We start from the raw sequence: 14,750 nt of genomic DNA, 5'->3' as shown, positions 1-14,750 counted from the left end.
TCATCTCCTGATGATATCACGCTTAGATGATTAAGCATCTATGCCATAGAACATGCTAGCCCACCAGTAACCTGAGTTTCTGATACCCCGCCTTGCTCACGGGTATCCTCGTCTCGTCGCGCAAGATGGCCACGTGGCTGTCCTTGGTGGCCGCCTCGATGCGGCGGATGCCGTCGATATTGAGCAGGTACGAGCGGTGCACGCGCAGGAACTTGGCGGGGTCGAGCTGGGTTTCCAGTTCCGCCAAGGTTTGGCTTTTCAGGTAGGACTTGCCCTCGGAACGGATGCTGATGTAGTCGTCTTGCGCCTCGATGTAGTCGATCCGGGCACTGGCGATGACGTGGACCTTGGCGCCATCGCGTATCAGCACGCGATCCAGGGGCGCGGCGCGCGTGGCCGCCTCGCGCGCCACCATTTGCACAGTGTCCGGCGTGCTGCGGTTGGCGCGCGCATGGGCCAGCGCCTGGTCGAAGCGCTGTTCGCTGAACGGTTTCAGCAGGTAATCGAGCGCATGGCATTCGAACGCCTTCAAGGCGTACTGGTCGTAGGCCGTGACAAAGATCAGCTTAGTCTTCGCGCCGATCAGCTCGGCCACTTCGAAACCGTCCAGGCGCGGCATCTGGATGTCGAGGAACACCAGTTCCGGTTCCAGTTCCGCGATGGCCTTGACGGCGTCGAAGCCGTTGGCGCACTCGGCCACGATGTCGATATCGTCATGGCGCGCCAGGTATTCGCGCAGCACGCTGCGCGCCAGTAATTCATCATCGACGATGGCCACCCGCATTCTTGCCTGCATCATGCTTCCTCCGTGCCACCGGTCTGCGCCGGCATCGATAAGGTTACTTCAAACGTCGCGCCGTGCCGCGTCCAGTGCACGCCGGCCTTGTGGCCATACGCGCCGGCCAGGCGCTGGCGTACATTTTCCAGGCCCACGCCATTACCGCGCGCTGGCCCCTGATACGCATCAACAGGATTGCGCACGGCAATCTGCAACAGGCTGCCCACGCGCCGGACTTCGATGGCGATCAGGCCGCCCTCCGTCAAGCCGCAGATGCCGTGCTTGACGGCATTTTCCACCAGCGGCTGTATCAGCATGGGCGGCAGCAAACAGGCCAGCGCGGCAGTGTCGATGCTTTCCGCCACTTGCAGGCGTTCGCCGAAGCGCACTTGCTCGATGGCGAGAAAGTGGCGGATCAGCACCAGCTCCTCTTGCACGGTAATGTGCTTGTGCGCTTCCAGGCTCAGGCTCTGGCGAAAGAAACTGGCCAGCTGCACCGTCATCTGGCGCGCGCCCGCCGCATCGATAGACGTCAGGGCGCTGATGGAGTTCAGGCTGTTGAACAGGAAATGCGGATCGATTTGCGTGCGCAGCATGCGCAGTTGTGCTTCCTGCGCCATCAGCTGCGCTTCCAGGCCCCGTTGCTCGGCCATGCTGGCGCGCACGAATTCGAGCAGCAGATAATGCACGGCGGCGGCCAGGCAATACAGCAGCGCGCCCAGGCCGAAGAACAGGGCCAGCAGCGACTGCGTCAGGTCCACGCCCAGCCAGCGCACGTCCGGCAACAGGCTGACGCTGTTCAGAAATTGCAGCAGGGTTGCCCACAGCAAGCCCGCGAACAGCGCCGCCACGCCCATCACGCCGGCAATGGCGAGCGGATGGCGCGCGTGCAAGGGGTAGGCGCGGCACAGGTAAAACGCGGAAAAGCCGGAACCGATCGCATACACGAGCGTGGCGGGCACCACCAGCAGGACGGCATTGAGCCAAGGCGCGTGCGCCACCCTGGCCAGGAGGGAGGCCAGGGCCAGGCCCAGCGCGATGCACACCAGGAACACCACCACGGCGCCGCGCCGCTTCGACAAGGGTCCGGACATGCGCGCCTAGTTGCGGATTTCCAGGCCGCCCATGATGGCGTAACCCGTCACGTACAGGCGCTTGTTCTGGTTCGGCGGCACGATGGTCTTTTCTTCGAAGCCGCCAAGGATGGGCGTGCCTTGCAGCACGACGCTCCAGTCGGGCGGAATCTTGATGGTGACGCCGCCGCACAGGGCAAACACGTTGAGCACGGCTTCGCCGTCGATCGATGCCTGGCGCAAGTCGATTTCGCAGCCGGCCATGATGACGTTGATATCGCCGCCCCTGAAGCGCTGCGACGACACGCGCCGCACGTAGCCGCCGAGGATGGCCGTCACTTCGATGATGCTGTCGTCGTCGGCCTGGCCGCCCGTGCCGGGTGCTGCAGCGGCATCGGCATCGGCGGGTTCCTTGTCGAGCGACACGGCGCCATTCCTGGGCTGGACGAAGGCGTCAGGCGCAGCGCTGCCATCGGGCGGCGCGGCAAAATGCCGGCGGCGCTGCCGCTGCTGTGCGCCGGGCAAGGATTTCGACACCACGGCCACGCCGGCGGCGATGATGAGCAGCGGCCACAGCATGCTCCAGTTGATATAAAACAAGCCCATGGCTTTCAGGGTCCAGCTCAAGCCCAGCAAGACCATCACGCCGCCGAGTATGTAGCCGGAGCGGTTATGGCTTTGCGATATTTTCAGCAAGCCGAAAATGATCAGGATGGTGGGCCAGAAACGGAAGGTGTAGCGCACGTTGATGAAGCCGAGGTTGTCGAGCAGGAACAGCAGCCCCAGGCCGATGACGATGACGCCCAGCACGATCTGCGATGGCGAGTGCAGCGGCGGTCTATTTTTCATGCTCGGACTCCCGATAGGCAATAAAATGTTTGTTCAACAGCGGCTCCAGCACGAGGCCCACGCCCCAGGCGATCAGCAAGGCTGGCCAGCTATTGTAGAAATTCAAGTTCCACAGTTCTTCATACGACACATACCACCAGGCGGCGAAGAAGATCAGCCACAAGCCGCTCAATACCTGCTTGGCGGACACGGGCGTGAGCAGCTTGTTAAGGCCGAAGACGACCAGTATCAGCGGCCAATAATGCCATAGTGCATAGTAATCATGGAGATGGATCACATCGAGCCGGTCCAGCAGGATGACGGCGCCGATGGCGATCAGCAGCACGCCCCACAGCAGCTGGGTACGGCGGTAATAAGCGGGTTCAGGTTTCACGGTCGTCCCTTGAAGTGAATTGATCGTAAAGATACGCGGATTTCGGCCGCGCGAAAACAGCGCTTCGGCGAATGGCGGACGGGCAGCGGTGAATGGCGCGGCGGCGGGAATAACGGGCAAAAAACAGGCAAAAAAAAGACCGGCTAGGGCCGGCCTTGAAGGGGTTCGCAGTTCACACCGCGACCTGGAGTTGCAGTGCATGGCTGCCTGGCGCAAGCGCGCCGGCAGCGGAAATCTGGTGCCGATCCTTGAGGCGACCGGCTGACCTGCTGGAAGATCGAACATGCCGCCAACTTCACGGCAGTGCGTCTCAACCAAGCAAAGGCATCATACTCCCGATCGGGCAAAAGCACCGTTCGCTAGCGCACACAGATGCGGATTTGCTGAGCTGCATCAAGCAGTCGTGGCGCGCGGCGAACGCAGCATGTCGTTCCCGATCCATGCCAGCACGGACGGTCCCTGCGGCTGCCAGCCCAGCAGCTTGCGCGCCCGCTCGCCGCGCACGCGGCTGTTGGAGCCGAGGCCGTAGGAAGCCATCTCGTAACCCCATTCGGCAATCGCTTCCGGCAGCGGCCAGTCCTGCGCAGGTCCCAGGTCCAGTGCCTGGGCGATGGCGGCCGTCATGTCGCGGAAAGCCGCTTCGCCCGACTCGACAAAGTAAAAGGTGCCGGCCGGCGAGTTTTCCAGCGCCAGCAAATACAGGCTGACGACATCGTCGATATGCACGTTGGACCAGATGTTGCGGCCCGGCCCCACGTGGCGCACGATGCCGCTCTTGCGCGCCTGCTTGAGCAAACGGGGCAGCTGCACGCTGTCGCGCGGCAAGGCACCATGGCCGTAGATCAGGGTGTTGCACAACACGCTGGCGCGCACGCCCTGGCCTGCGCTGGCCAGCACCAGCTCATCGATGGCGACGCGGGCCGCCTTGTCGGCCGTCGGCGCCGGCAGCTTGTCTTCATAATAGATCTGTTCCGTGCCCTCGCCGCCCGACGCGTCGCCCACGATGGACGAGCCGCTGGTGTGGAGGAAAGGCTTGTTGCTGCCGGCCAGCGCTTCAATGATGGCTTCCACGGCGCCCCGGTGGTCGCTGCTGGCCGCATTGATGACGGCGTCCGCCGCCTTCGCTTGCTCGATGATCAGCTCGCGGTCGTTCAAGGTACCGACGATACCCTGCACGCCGATAGTGGCCAGCTCGGCCACCTGCTCCGGCTTGCGCACGAGGCCCGTGACCTGATGGCCGGCGCGCACGAGGCCCGCCGCGATGGAACTGCCGATGAAACCTGCCGCACCTGTCAAGAATACTCGCATCATTACTCCTTTGTTGGTTCAGATTGCAATCAATCACAGCAACAAAGTATGCCCGCTTTCGTCTTTCGCAAAAAGCGGCCGCGCGGCAAAAGATTTATGCCTTGGACGCAACAGTCTTGTTTTTCAGCTGCAGGGCGGCGATGTAGCGGCTCCGGTAGGCGGGGTCTTCCGGCGTCAGCAAGCTGAGCCTGTCGCGTGCGCGCGTGGCGGCCACATAAAAACGGTTCTCTTCTTCCAGCGGATCAGTCTTGCTGCGCGGGAATTCGTCGACGGCCAGGTAAGGCAGGATCACGTGGTTGTATTCGAGGCCCTTGATCTGGTCGATGCAGGCGATGACCAGCTTGGCCTTGCCAGTCGAGACCGTCACGGCGTCTTCCATCTCGCCCAGCCAGCCGGCGAAGCCGCCCAGCGCCACGCCCGCTTCGCGGCACACGGCGATAAAGCCATGCAGGGAACGGGCGACGACCCGCGCCTGGGCAGGGTCGACATAGATGCGGCGCGCCGTCTGTTCCAGCTGCATCAGGCCAAAGATGTGCTGCAGCGCGTCGCCGGCCAGGGCGTCGGGGGGCAGCGCGCGCAGGTAGTCGACGGCGGCCAGGGTCAGCGCCGCCTTGTCCTGGTTCTGCGACTTGGCCAGCTGGTTCGTCAAGAAGCCTTCCAGCAAGTCAGGGTAATTGGCCACGTCGGCCTTGGCTTGCTGCAATTCCGCGCGTGTAAAAGGGATTTCCGCGAAGGCCACCAGGGCTTCGAGGATTTCGCCGCGGCGCGGGCCGCTCTTGATCGCGTGCAAATCCTTGCGGGCGATGGCGACCATGCCGCGCAGCATCAGCACTTCCAGGCTCAGCAGATAACTGTTCATGTCCACCAGGCCATACGCGATGCCGCTCTGGAACAGGGCCGTTTCCACGCGGATCGCTTGGTCTCGGTCGCGCAGCAAGATGGCCGTCGTGCCCGCATGTGCGTGTTCGAGTGCGGCGATCAACTGGGCGCTGCACGCCTGCGGCTGCGCGTGGTCGTACTCGAGCAGCTCGATGTGGGTGGCGCGCGACAGGGCCGACACGCTGGGCTTGTTCTTCAGCACGCCGACAGCCTGCGCCAGTTGCGGGCCGTAGCGGTAGGACGCCGTCAGCGGCAGGCGCTGCAAGGCGGGGAATTCCTGCTCGAAGCGCTGACGCAGGAAGCGGTGGTCGGCGCCCGACCACGTGTAGATCACTTGATCCTTGTCGCCGGCGCCGCAGAAAAACGCGTTGCCGCGGCGTATCAGCATGGTCAGCAGGCGGAACGATGCCTCGTTCAGGTCGTGCAATTCATCGGCCACGATGATCTGGAACGCGGGCAATTGCTGGCGCAACGGTTCGTCGCCGTCGAGCATGCGCACGAGGTCGTAGGTGGCGTCGAAGGGCGCGCGGAACTGGATATCGCCCGTGTCGGCGCCGCGCAAGCCTTCATATTCGCGCAGCCACAAATAATGCGTGCGCGACATGCCCAGCATTTCCAGGTTGTCGTCCAGGGAATTGCTCTCGAAGTCAGGATTCTGGAAATCCAGGCGCGCCTTGGTGCGCAATTGCAGTTTCAGGAATTCGGCGATGGCGCCATTCGTCGTGTTGATTTCCAGCGGATAGCGGTGAGCGTATTTCTCGGAGACCACTTCCAGCGCTTCCCAGGCCACGGGGCGCAGCTCTTCATCGCTGCGCATGGAGGCCACCTGCATGTTTTCCAGCTGTAACAGCACCTTGGCGGCAAAGGCGTCGAAGGTGTCGACCGTCAGGCGCTTGACGACACCGAGCGGCACGCCCACTTCCAGCAGGCGCTGGCGCAGGGCCACGCGCGCCGCTTCCGTGAAGACGAGGGCCAGCATGCGTTCGGGCGCGCGGCCCCGGTGCAGGGCTTCGGCCAGGCGCAGGGCCAGGGTCGTCGTCTTGGCCGCGCCGGCATTGGCGTCGATCAAGACCACTTTCTTTTGCGCCGTCTGGATGGCGACCTGCTCCGGCGTGGGCGTGATGCGTTTGGGAATGAACTGCGGGGCGTTATCTGTACTCAAGGGTATCCTGAAATGATGTCTGTTCTCGGCGCGCTACCAGGCGCAAGTGCGCAAGCCGGCAAAGATGTCGCCCCGTTCGGGCGCATGGAAGGCGCGCATGCGGGCCGAATGCAGGCGCGGCGGCGTGGCGAAGGAGGCGCCGCGCAGCACCTGGTGCTGCATGAAATACGGCGCCGAATATTCGCGCCAGGCATCCACCGCAAAGCCCGGATACGGCTCGAACGGCGTCGCCGTCCACTCCCACACCTGGCCCCAGTGAAAGCGCGGATGGCCGGACAGCGCAGCATACTCCCATTCCGCCTCGGTCGCCAGGCGGCGCCCGGCCCAGGCGCAGTAGGCCTGCGCTTCATACAGGTTGATGTGGCGCACGGCTTCGTTCGGCGGCAAGGTCGTGCGCTGGCCGAAACGCATGGTGCGCCACTGCGTCGCTTCGCGCAGCCAGTACAGCGGCGACGAACGCTCCTGCCGCATCAGCCAGGCGCTGCCGGCCGCGCTCCAGAACTGGCGGTTCTGGTAACCGCCATCGGCGACGAAGTCGGCAAACTGGGCATTGGATACGGCGCAGGCATCGATGGAAAACGGCGCCACGTAGCAGCTGTGGGGCGGCGATTCATTGTCGAAGGCAAATCCGGCATCGCGCGGCGAGCCCAGTGCAATGGTACCGCCAGGGAGAGCGATCTGGCCCGCTCCGGGCGGCAAGGCCGGGCTGGCGGCGAGGGATTCGGGTGCTTCCAGGCCCAGCCATTGCAGGCCGGCCAGCATTTCCTCGCCACACAAGTCTTCATGGGCCAGGGCCAGCCGGTACGGCGCCAGCGCGCTGTCGACATTGGCTTCGCGCGACAGTTTATCGAGGACCCTGTCGAGTACTTCGTGGCAATACGTTTTGACGGCGCCGGGACTGGGCAGTTCCAGCGTCCAGCGTGCGCGCTGCTGCACCATGTTGGCGTCGAACAAGTCGTCGCCGCGCGTCAGCAGGGAGTTATAAATGGCATCGGCCGGATGGCTGGACGCCGCTTCGCGCAGGATGAACCATTCGGCAAACCAGGCGATCTGCGCCAGTTGCCATAAAGGCGGATTGAGGCGCGGATGACGGGGCAGGCCCGCCACCACGTCCAGGCCGGCAGTGACGTAACAGTCGAACAGGGAAAGGGTGTCCTGGCGCGCGGCCAGCAGCGACTGGGCCAGTTGCTGCGCGCCGGCTTGGCGAAAAGAGGCGTTGATTAAAGTCATAGCCAGATTGTAACGACTTATGCCAACTTTGCACTAGTCGCACGGGAAACAGGCAGGGGATGCTCCCCTCCCCGGCCTACTTGACCAGCAACTCGCCCTGCAGCGGCGTGACGACGGATTTGGGCATGCTGACGATAAAACTGCTGCCCTTGTCGGCCACGGACTGGATGGCCAGGGTACCGCCGTGGCGCAGCAGCACGTGCTTGACGATGGCCAGGCCCAGACCCGTACCCTGCGTTTCGCGCGAGCGGCTCTTGTCGACGCGGTAGAAACGTTCCGTCAGGCGCGAAATATGTTCCTGGCTGATGCCGATGCCCGTGTCTTGCGCGATGAATTGCGGTCCGGCCGGGCCATCCTGCCAGCGCAGGGTGATGGTGCCGCCGGCCGGCGTGTAGCGCACGGCGTTCGAGGCCAGGTTGCCGAAGGCGCTGTACAGTTCATCGTAGCTGCCCAGCACGTCGGGGCCGTCGCATTCCATGGTCACTTCATGCTTGCCGGCCGACAAGCCCTTGGCGTCGCGCAAGACTTGCTGCATGAGCTTTTTGATGTCCACGGGCTCGGGGCGCAGCGGATAGTCGACCGATTCCAGGCGCGACAGGGTCAGCATGTCCTCGATCAGATGCTGCATGCGGTGGCCCTGCTCCGTCATCAGCTTGAGGTGGGCGGCGCGCGTGGCGGCATCCAGGTCCAGCTCGGCGGAAGCGATTTCCAGGAAGCCGACGATGACCGTCAGCGGCGTGCGCAATTCGTGCGAGGCGTTGGCGATGAAGTCGCGGCGCATCATTTCGATGCGTTCCGTCTCCGTCACGTCGTGCGTGACGAGGATCTGGCGGCGGTTCTCGAACGGGATGATTTGCACGATCAGCTTGCGGTTGCGGAAGGTAATCGTCAGCGGCTGGTCGTAGCGCCCCAGGATGATGTAATCCATGAACTCGGGGCTGCGGATCAAATTCGTCACGCGCATGCCCTTGTCGCGCTCGTGCGTGAGGCCCAGGTGTTTCTCGGCGGCAGGATTGCACCATTCGAGGAACAGCACGTCGTCCATGATGACTACGCCGTCGGGCAACAGATGCATGGCCTGGCGGAAACGCGCCAGCCATTCCGTCAGCTCGGCCTGGTTTTTCTCGTCATCGCGGCGCATGCGGTACAGGCGCGCGAAGATGCTGGTCCAGGCGCCCCAGCCGTCGGGCAGCTTGGCGCTTTGCGGATTGTCCAGCCAGTTACTCAGCTGGAACAGATACGACAGCTGCACGAACACCATCATGGCCATCAGCACGAAGGCGATGCCCAGCGCATACGTGGCGCCGAACAGATACCAGACGACGGCCACGCCCAGCAGCGCCAGCAACATGCGCAGGGCGGCCGGTACCCAGAACAGCAATTTCGGATTCATAGAGTGAGGCTTTACTTTTCAGACAACATGTAGCCGACGCTGCGCACGGTCTTGATCAGGCTTTCCGCCTCTTTCAAGGCTTTGCGCAAGCGCAATACGTGGACATCGACCGTGCGTTCCTCGATCACCACATGGTCGCCCCACACCTTGTCGAGCAGCTGGCTGCGCGAAAACACGCGCTCCGGATGGGCCAGCAGGAATTTCAGCAGCTTGTATTCGGCATGGCCGATATCGATCTTCTGTTCATCCATCATGACGGTGCAGCTGACGGGGTCCAGGGCCACGTTGCCGGCGCGCATGGGCGCCTGCGCGTGTTCCGGACTCTTGCGTCGCAACAGGGCCTTGGCGCGGGCCAGCAGCTCGCGCGGCGAGAACGGCTTGGTGACGTAATCGTCGGCCCCGCTGTTCAGTCCGGCCAGCTTGTCTTCTTCCATGCTCTTGGCGGTGAGCATGATGACGGGGATGGCGGCGAAATTGCGGTCGGCGCGGATGCGCGACAGCAGGCGCAAGCCCGTCTGGTCCGGCAGCATCCAGTCCAGCAGGATCAGATGCGGCGTGCGGTGCTGGATGAATTCCCAGGCATCGGCGACGTTTTGTACGGAACAGCAATTCCAGCCGGATTCGCGCAGCGAATAGGTCACCAGTTCAACGATGGCCGGCTCATCTTCAACAATCAATACCGTGGTTTTATCAGATGCCATAAAGCTTACTCAGGGAGCTCCTCGGAAATGGCGGGAGCAGCCACCTTGGTGTGGCGGATGTCCTTGCCTTCAACCACGTAAATCACGTATTCGGCGATGTTTTTCGCATGGTCGCCGATCCGTTCGATGGCCTTGGCCACCCACAGGGTATCGAGCGCCGCCGAAATCGTGCGCGGGTCTTCCATCATAAAGGTAATCAGGTTGCGCATGATAGACCGAAACTCATGGTCGATGATGGCGTCTTGTGCAATTAATTGTAATGCCTGCTTGCCATCGTTGCGCGCGAAGGCGTCCAGCGCGTCGTGCAGCATGTCGGTGGCCGTGTTGGCGATGCCGCGCACCATCTCGTAATGGTTGACGACGGCGTTGCCCCGCTTGTGCAAGTTCTTCGCCACGCGGGCGATTTTGGTCGCCTCGTCGCCTACGCGCTCGAGGTCGGTAATCACCTTGATAGTGGCCATGATGGTGCGCAAGTCGTTGGCGGCCGGCTGGCGGCGCACGATCAAATGGCTGCAGGCGTCGTCCAGCGACACTTCCAGCTGGTTGACGACGTCGTCTTCGCGCATCACGCGGTCGGCGCGTTCCGGGTTGCCGATGCGAAAGCATGTCATCGCGTCGAGGAACTGGGTTTCAACGATGCCGCCCATCAGGAGCACTTTCGAGCGGATCGCTTCGAGTTCGTTGTCGTATTGCTTGGATGAATGTTCGCCTATCATGCTGTCTCTCCGTATTCAGTAGTCTTGTATATCGTTATTCTGGGCGGATCAGCCGAAGCGGCCCGTGATGTAATCCTGCGTTTCCTTGCGGGCCGGATTCATGAAAATCTGGTCCGTTTCGCCGAATTCCACCAGCTCGCCCAGATACATATACGCCGTGTAGTCGGAGCAGCGCGCCGCCTGCTGCATATTGTGCGTCACGATGGCGATCGTGTAATCCTGTTTCAGTTCGCTGATCAGCTCTTCCACCTTCGAGGTCGAGATCGGGTCCAGCGCCGAGGTCGGCTCGTCGAGCAGCAAGACGTCCGGTTTCACGGCCACGCCGCGCGCGATGCACAGGCGCTGCTGCTGGCCGCCCGACAGCGACAGGCCGCTCTTGGTCAGCTTGTCCTTGACTTCGCCCCACAGCGCGGCCTTCTTCAGGGCCCACTCGACGCGCTCATCCATTTCACCCTTCGACAGGTCTTCATACAGGCGCACGCCGAAGGCGATGTTGTCGTAGACGGACATGGGGAACGGCGTCGGCTTCTGGAACACCATGCCGACCTTGGCGCGCAGCATGTTGACGTCCTGGTCGGCGTCGAGCACGTTGCGGCCGCGGTACAGGATGGAGCCTTCCGCGCGCTGGCCCGGATACAGGTCGTACATGCGGTTCAGGGTGCGCAGCAGGGTCGACTTGCCGCAACCGGACGGGCCGATGAAGGCCGTGACCTTCTTCTCGTGAATGTCCAGGTTGACGTTATGCAAGCTTTGCGTTTTGCCGTAAAAAAAGTTCAGGCCCGAAATCTCGATGGTTTTTTTCTTTGGTGCCAAGTCTTGGGCTGGATTCATTTGCGTATTCATATGGGTTCGCTTCGCTCGGTATCTGTTTAATGTGGGACTTTTTGGCTGAACACGGTGCGCGACAGGATATTCAGGGCCAGCACGCTGAAGGTGATCAGCAGTGCGCCGCCCCAGGCCAGCGAGCGCCAGTTGTCGTACGGGCTCATTGCAAACGATGCGATGACGGACGGCAAGTTGGCCATCGGCGCATTCATGTTAAAGCTTTGGAACTGGTTATTCAGGGCCGTGAACAGCAGCGGCGCCGTTTCGCCGGCGATGCGGGCCAAGGCCAGCAGTACGCCGGTGATCACGCCAGCTTTTACAGCGCGCAAGCGCACCAGGGTGGCGACCTTCCAGCGCGGCGCGCCCAGGGCAAACGCGGCTTCCAGCAGGCTGTTCGGCACCAGGCGCAGCATATTGTCCGTCGTGCGCACCACCACGGGCACGGCGATCAGGGACAAGGCGATGGCACCGGCGTAACCGGAGAAGTGTTTCACGTGCGCCACGTACAGCGCATACACGAACAGGCCGATGACGATCGATGGCGCCGACAGCATGATGTCGGTGACGAAACGCGTCACTTGCGCCAGCTTGTTTTCTTCGCCGTATTCGGCCAGATAGATGCCGGCCAGGATGCCGATCGGGGTGCTGACGACGGTGGCCAGGCCCACCATCAGGGCGCTGCCGACGATGGCGTTGATCAAGCCGCCGCCTTCGCTGCCGGGAGCCGGCGTCGTTTGCGTGAACAGATCGACGGACAGCGCGCCGAAACCCTTGATCACCAGCGTGAACAAAATCCACACGAGCACGGCCAGGCCCAGGGCCATGGCGGCCACCGACAGGGCGATGCCGACGCGGTGCATCAGCAGGCGCTTGCGGTAGACGGGGTTCATGGCCGGCTTGGCCGGAACGTCGAGGGTGCTAACTTGGCTGAGCTGGCTCATTTCGTGCCTTCCTTGCGGGACATGCCAGCCAGCATCAGCTTGGCGGCGGATAAGACGATAAAGGTGATGACAAACAGGATCAGGGCCAGCGAGAACAGCGACGATACGTGCAGCGCCGATTGCGCTTCGCCGAATTCGTTCGCCAGCAGCGAGGTGATGCTGTTACCGGCGGCAAACAGCGACCACGACAGTTTATTCGCGTTGCCGATGACGAAGGTCACGGCCATGGTCTCGCCCAGCGCGCGGCCCAGGCCCAGCATGACGCCGCCGACGACGCCGGTCTTGGTGTATGGCAAGACGATCTTGCGCACCACTTCCCAGCGCGTGCAGCCCAGACCGTAGGCGGATTCCTTCAGCACGGCAGGGACGATTTCAAACACGTCGCGCATCACGGAAGCGATGAAGGGGATGATCATGATGGCCAGCACCAGACCGGCCGTCAGCAAGCCGATGCCCATCATGGGGCCGCTGAACAGCTGGCCGATGACGGGCACGTTGCCCAGCGTGGCTTTCAGCAGGGGCTGGACGTGGTCGGCGAACAGGGGGGCAAACACGAACAGGCCCCAGATGCCGTAGATGATCGATGGCACGCCGGCCAGCAGCTCGACAGCCGTGCCCAGCGGGCGGCGCAGCCAGGCCGGGCAGATTTCCGTGAGGAACAGGGCGATGCCGAAGCTGACGGGAAAGGCGATCAGCAAGGCGATGACGGACGTCACCAGGGTGCCGATGATGGGGATCAGGGCGCCGTACTGATCATTGACGGGGTCCCATTCCGCGGACACGATGAAATGCAGGCCGAAGGTCTTGAAGGCCGGTATCGATTCCATGATCAGCGAAATGATGATGCCGACCAGGACGATCAGCACCGACAGGGCGAACAGCATCGTCACCTTGTGGAACATGAAATCCTGGAAGCGCTGCTTGCGCATGGTGGAAAGCATTTGCGCGTGACTGATGGAATCGGTCATGGTGCCGCCTGGCAGGGGGATCGTGGAGGAGGTAGATTGTGCGCTCATATTGTGCCAGATGTGGGTGGTACTGCCGGTGCTGCTGTTTTAATACGCCTGTCAAAACCTACTGCGCGTCGGGATTTACGGCCTGCGATGCTCACTGTACCTTTGTACAGTTGCGCTTCTCGACCGCAACTCCCTTCCGCTCGCTACGGTTTTGTCAGGCGTCGTTGCTTTTATTCTTTCAGCTACTTTTATTCTTTTAGCCAGGACCGTCTGCAAGGGCTTGCGGGCGGTCCTGGCTAACTCCCTGCCCCGCTATACTGCCGGCGGGGCAAGGATGAATGACTCAGGCTATGCGATTAGTAGATCGACTTGCCCGATGCATCTTTCAAATTGGCTTTCCACGATTCCTGCACCAGTTTCACGACCGATGCCGGCATCGGCACGTAGTCCAGTTCGACGGCAGCAGGGCCGCCGTTCTTGTAGGCCCAGTCGAAGAATTTCAGGACTTCTTTTGCCTTGGCTGGGTCAGCCTGGACTTTGTGCATCAGGATGAACGACACGCCCGTGATAGGCCAGCTGTTCTTGCCAGCCTGGTCGGTCAGGACCACGCCGAAGCCTGGGGTTTGCGTCCAGGGTGCCGAAGCGGCGGCGGCCTTGAAGTTTTCGTCGTCAGGCTGCAGGAAGTTGCCGTCCTTGTTTTGCAGCTGGGTGTGCGACATCTTGTTTTTCTTGGCGTAAGCCCACTCGACGTAGCCGATCGAACCCTTGATGCGCTGTACGTTGGCGGCGACGCCTTCGTTACCCTTGCCGCCCACGCCGACGGCCCATTTCACGGCCGAGCCAGCGCCGATTTTCGATTTGAATTCCGGGTTGGTTTTCGACAGGAAGTCGGTGAACAGGAACGAGGTGCCCGAACCGTCGGCGCGGTGCACCACGGTGATTTCCGTGTCCGGCAGCTTGACGCCACTGTTCAGTGCGGCGATTTCAGGCGCGCTCCACTTGGTGATCTTGCCCAGGTAGATGTCGCCAACGACTTTACCCGTCATTTTCAGCTGGCCTGGGGTCACGCCGTCCAGGTTGACGATGGTGACCACGCCGCCCATGATGGCCGGGAACTGCATCAGGCCCGCTTCTTCCAGCTCTTCCGCCTTCAAAGGCATGTCCGAAGCGCCGAATTCGACAGTCTTGGCCTTGATTTGCTTGATGCCGGCGCCGGAACCGACGGACTGGTAGTTCAGGCCGTTGCCCGTGTTGGCTTTGTACGTTTCAGCCCATTTGGCGTAGATCGGGTACGGGAAGGTTGCACCAGCACCTGTCATATCTGCCGCCATGACGGAAGCGGAAGAAAATGCCATCGCTGCCGAAGCACCCACGACGATAAATTTGAACATTTGCTTCATTTGCATATCAAGTCCTCAGGGTTGTTAGGGCTCAAAGTCCCGGTTGAATGCTGCGCAGTCTAGCAAGCGAATATGACAGGTTTATGACATGGGCAAAAAATCCTGAAATAATTGGCTACGCCCCGCGAACCGCCCTTTTCGGCGCGAAAAATGACAGGGCGGGCGA

14 protein-coding genes are annotated in these 14,750 nt (G+C 62.1%); all 14 read right to left on the bottom strand.

Annotated elements, in window-relative coordinates; all coding sequences use genetic code 11:
- Window positions 1–55: 55 nt before the first annotated feature.
- A complete protein-coding gene (locus AC3RCG_RS11075) occupies window positions 56–784 on the bottom strand; it encodes a LytR/AlgR family response regulator transcription factor (protein ID WP_070290779.1) in 729 nt (242 codons plus the stop codon).
- 11 nt (window positions 785–795) lie between these two features.
- Complete coding sequence (locus tag AC3RCG_RS11070) at window positions 796–1,872, bottom strand: sensor histidine kinase (RefSeq protein WP_070290778.1); 1,077 nt, start codon at window positions 1,870–1,872, stop codon at window positions 796–798.
- Window positions 1,873–1,878: 6 nt separating this feature from the next.
- The gene (locus AC3RCG_RS11065; protein WP_121669035.1) at window positions 1,879–2,700 is read right to left on the bottom strand and encodes a LiaI-LiaF-like domain-containing protein; all 822 of its coding nucleotides are present in this window, start codon (window positions 2,698–2,700) and stop codon (window positions 1,879–1,881) included.
- The gene (locus tag AC3RCG_RS11060) at window positions 2,690–3,073 is read right to left on the bottom strand and encodes a LiaF transmembrane domain-containing protein (protein ID WP_070290776.1); all 384 of its coding nucleotides are present in this window, start codon (window positions 3,071–3,073) and stop codon (window positions 2,690–2,692) included. The genes AC3RCG_RS11065 and AC3RCG_RS11060 overlap by 11 nt, the downstream gene beginning before the upstream one ends.
- Before the next feature lie 393 nt (window positions 3,074–3,466).
- Window positions 3,467–4,381 carry an NAD-dependent epimerase/dehydratase family protein gene (locus AC3RCG_RS11055; protein WP_409028761.1) on the bottom strand — a complete coding sequence of 305 codons (915 nt, stop codon included), beginning with the start codon at window positions 4,379–4,381 and terminating at the stop codon, window positions 3,467–3,469.
- A 94-nt stretch (window positions 4,382–4,475) separates the two neighbouring features.
- Window positions 4,476–6,422 (bottom strand): UvrD-helicase domain-containing protein, encoded by a 1,947-nt coding sequence (locus AC3RCG_RS11050; protein ID WP_121669033.1) that lies wholly within the window; start codon window positions 6,420–6,422, stop codon window positions 4,476–4,478.
- 33 nt (window positions 6,423–6,455) lie between these two features.
- Complete coding sequence (gene senA, locus AC3RCG_RS11045; RefSeq protein WP_256267161.1) at window positions 6,456–7,652, bottom strand: selenoneine synthase SenA; 1,197 nt, start codon at window positions 7,650–7,652, stop codon at window positions 6,456–6,458.
- A gap of 76 nt (window positions 7,653–7,728) precedes the next feature.
- The gene (gene phoR, locus AC3RCG_RS11040) at window positions 7,729–9,045 is read right to left on the bottom strand and encodes a phosphate regulon sensor histidine kinase PhoR (protein WP_492405514.1); all 1,317 of its coding nucleotides are present in this window, start codon (window positions 9,043–9,045) and stop codon (window positions 7,729–7,731) included.
- An 11-nt stretch (window positions 9,046–9,056) separates the two neighbouring features.
- Window positions 9,057–9,746, bottom strand: a complete 690-nt coding sequence (locus tag AC3RCG_RS11035) for a response regulator (RefSeq protein WP_034755074.1) — start codon at window positions 9,744–9,746, stop codon at window positions 9,057–9,059.
- Between the two features lie 5 nt (window positions 9,747–9,751).
- Window positions 9,752–10,462: a phosphate signaling complex protein PhoU gene (phoU, locus tag AC3RCG_RS11030; protein ID WP_070218051.1), complete on the bottom strand. Its 711-nt coding sequence runs from the start codon at window positions 10,460–10,462 to the stop codon at window positions 9,752–9,754.
- A 48-nt stretch (window positions 10,463–10,510) separates the two neighbouring features.
- Complete coding sequence (pstB, locus tag AC3RCG_RS11025; protein ID WP_373631409.1) at window positions 10,511–11,293, bottom strand: phosphate ABC transporter ATP-binding protein PstB; 783 nt, start codon at window positions 11,291–11,293, stop codon at window positions 10,511–10,513.
- Window positions 11,294–11,331: 38 nt separating this feature from the next.
- Window positions 11,332–12,228, bottom strand: coding sequence for a phosphate ABC transporter permease PstA (pstA, locus tag AC3RCG_RS11020; RefSeq protein WP_070218049.1), 897 nt, complete (start codon window positions 12,226–12,228; stop codon window positions 11,332–11,334).
- The gene (gene pstC, locus AC3RCG_RS11015; protein ID WP_227742171.1) at window positions 12,225–13,196 is read right to left on the bottom strand and encodes a phosphate ABC transporter permease subunit PstC; all 972 of its coding nucleotides are present in this window, start codon (window positions 13,194–13,196) and stop codon (window positions 12,225–12,227) included. Before pstC ends, pstA begins: the two co-directional genes overlap by 4 nt.
- A 344-nt stretch (window positions 13,197–13,540) precedes the next feature.
- Complete coding sequence (gene pstS / locus AC3RCG_RS11010) at window positions 13,541–14,590, bottom strand: phosphate ABC transporter substrate-binding protein PstS (protein ID WP_070218044.1); 1,050 nt, start codon at window positions 14,588–14,590, stop codon at window positions 13,541–13,543.
- Between the last annotated feature and the right edge of the window lie 160 nt (window positions 14,591–14,750).

The organism is Janthinobacterium sp. GW823-FHT01H08, from assembly GCF_058797855.1.
This window is presented reverse-complemented; position numbering and strand designations above follow the sequence as displayed.

Coding starts and splice junctions, on each gene's coding strand:
- phoU (WP_070218051.1), bottom strand. CDS start 10,462: ATGATAGGCGAACATTCATCCAAGCAATACGACAACGAACTCGAAGCG.
- AC3RCG_RS11035 (WP_034755074.1), bottom strand. CDS start 9,746: ATGGCATCTGATAAAACCACGGTATTGATTGTTGAAGATGAGCCGGCC.
- AC3RCG_RS11075 (WP_070290779.1), bottom strand. CDS start 784: ATGCGGGTGGCCATCGTCGATGATGAATTACTGGCGCGCAGCGTGCTG.
- pstC (WP_227742171.1), bottom strand. CDS start 13,196: ATGACCGATTCCATCAGTCACGCGCAAATGCTTTCCACCATGCGCAAG.
- pstS (WP_070218044.1), bottom strand. CDS start 14,590: ATGCAAATGAAGCAAATGTTCAAATTTATCGTCGTGGGTGCTTCGGCA.
- senA (WP_256267161.1), bottom strand. CDS start 7,652: ATGACTTTAATCAACGCCTCTTTTCGCCAAGCCGGCGCGCAGCAACTG.
- AC3RCG_RS11065 (WP_121669035.1), bottom strand. CDS start 2,700: ATGAAAAATAGACCGCCGCTGCACTCGCCATCGCAGATCGTGCTGGGC.
- phoR (WP_492405514.1), bottom strand. CDS start 9,045: ATGAATCCGAAATTGCTGTTCTGGGTACCGGCCGCCCTGCGCATGTTG.
- AC3RCG_RS11070 (WP_070290778.1), bottom strand. CDS start 1,872: ATGTCCGGACCCTTGTCGAAGCGGCGCGGCGCCGTGGTGGTGTTCCTG.
- pstA (WP_070218049.1), bottom strand. CDS start 12,228: ATGAGCCAGCTCAGCCAAGTTAGCACCCTCGACGTTCCGGCCAAGCCG.
- pstB (WP_373631409.1), bottom strand. CDS start 11,293: ATGAATCCAGCCCAAGACTTGGCACCAAAGAAAAAAACCATCGAGATT.
- AC3RCG_RS11055 (WP_409028761.1), bottom strand. CDS start 4,381: ATGCGAGTATTCTTGACAGGTGCGGCAGGTTTCATCGGCAGTTCCATC.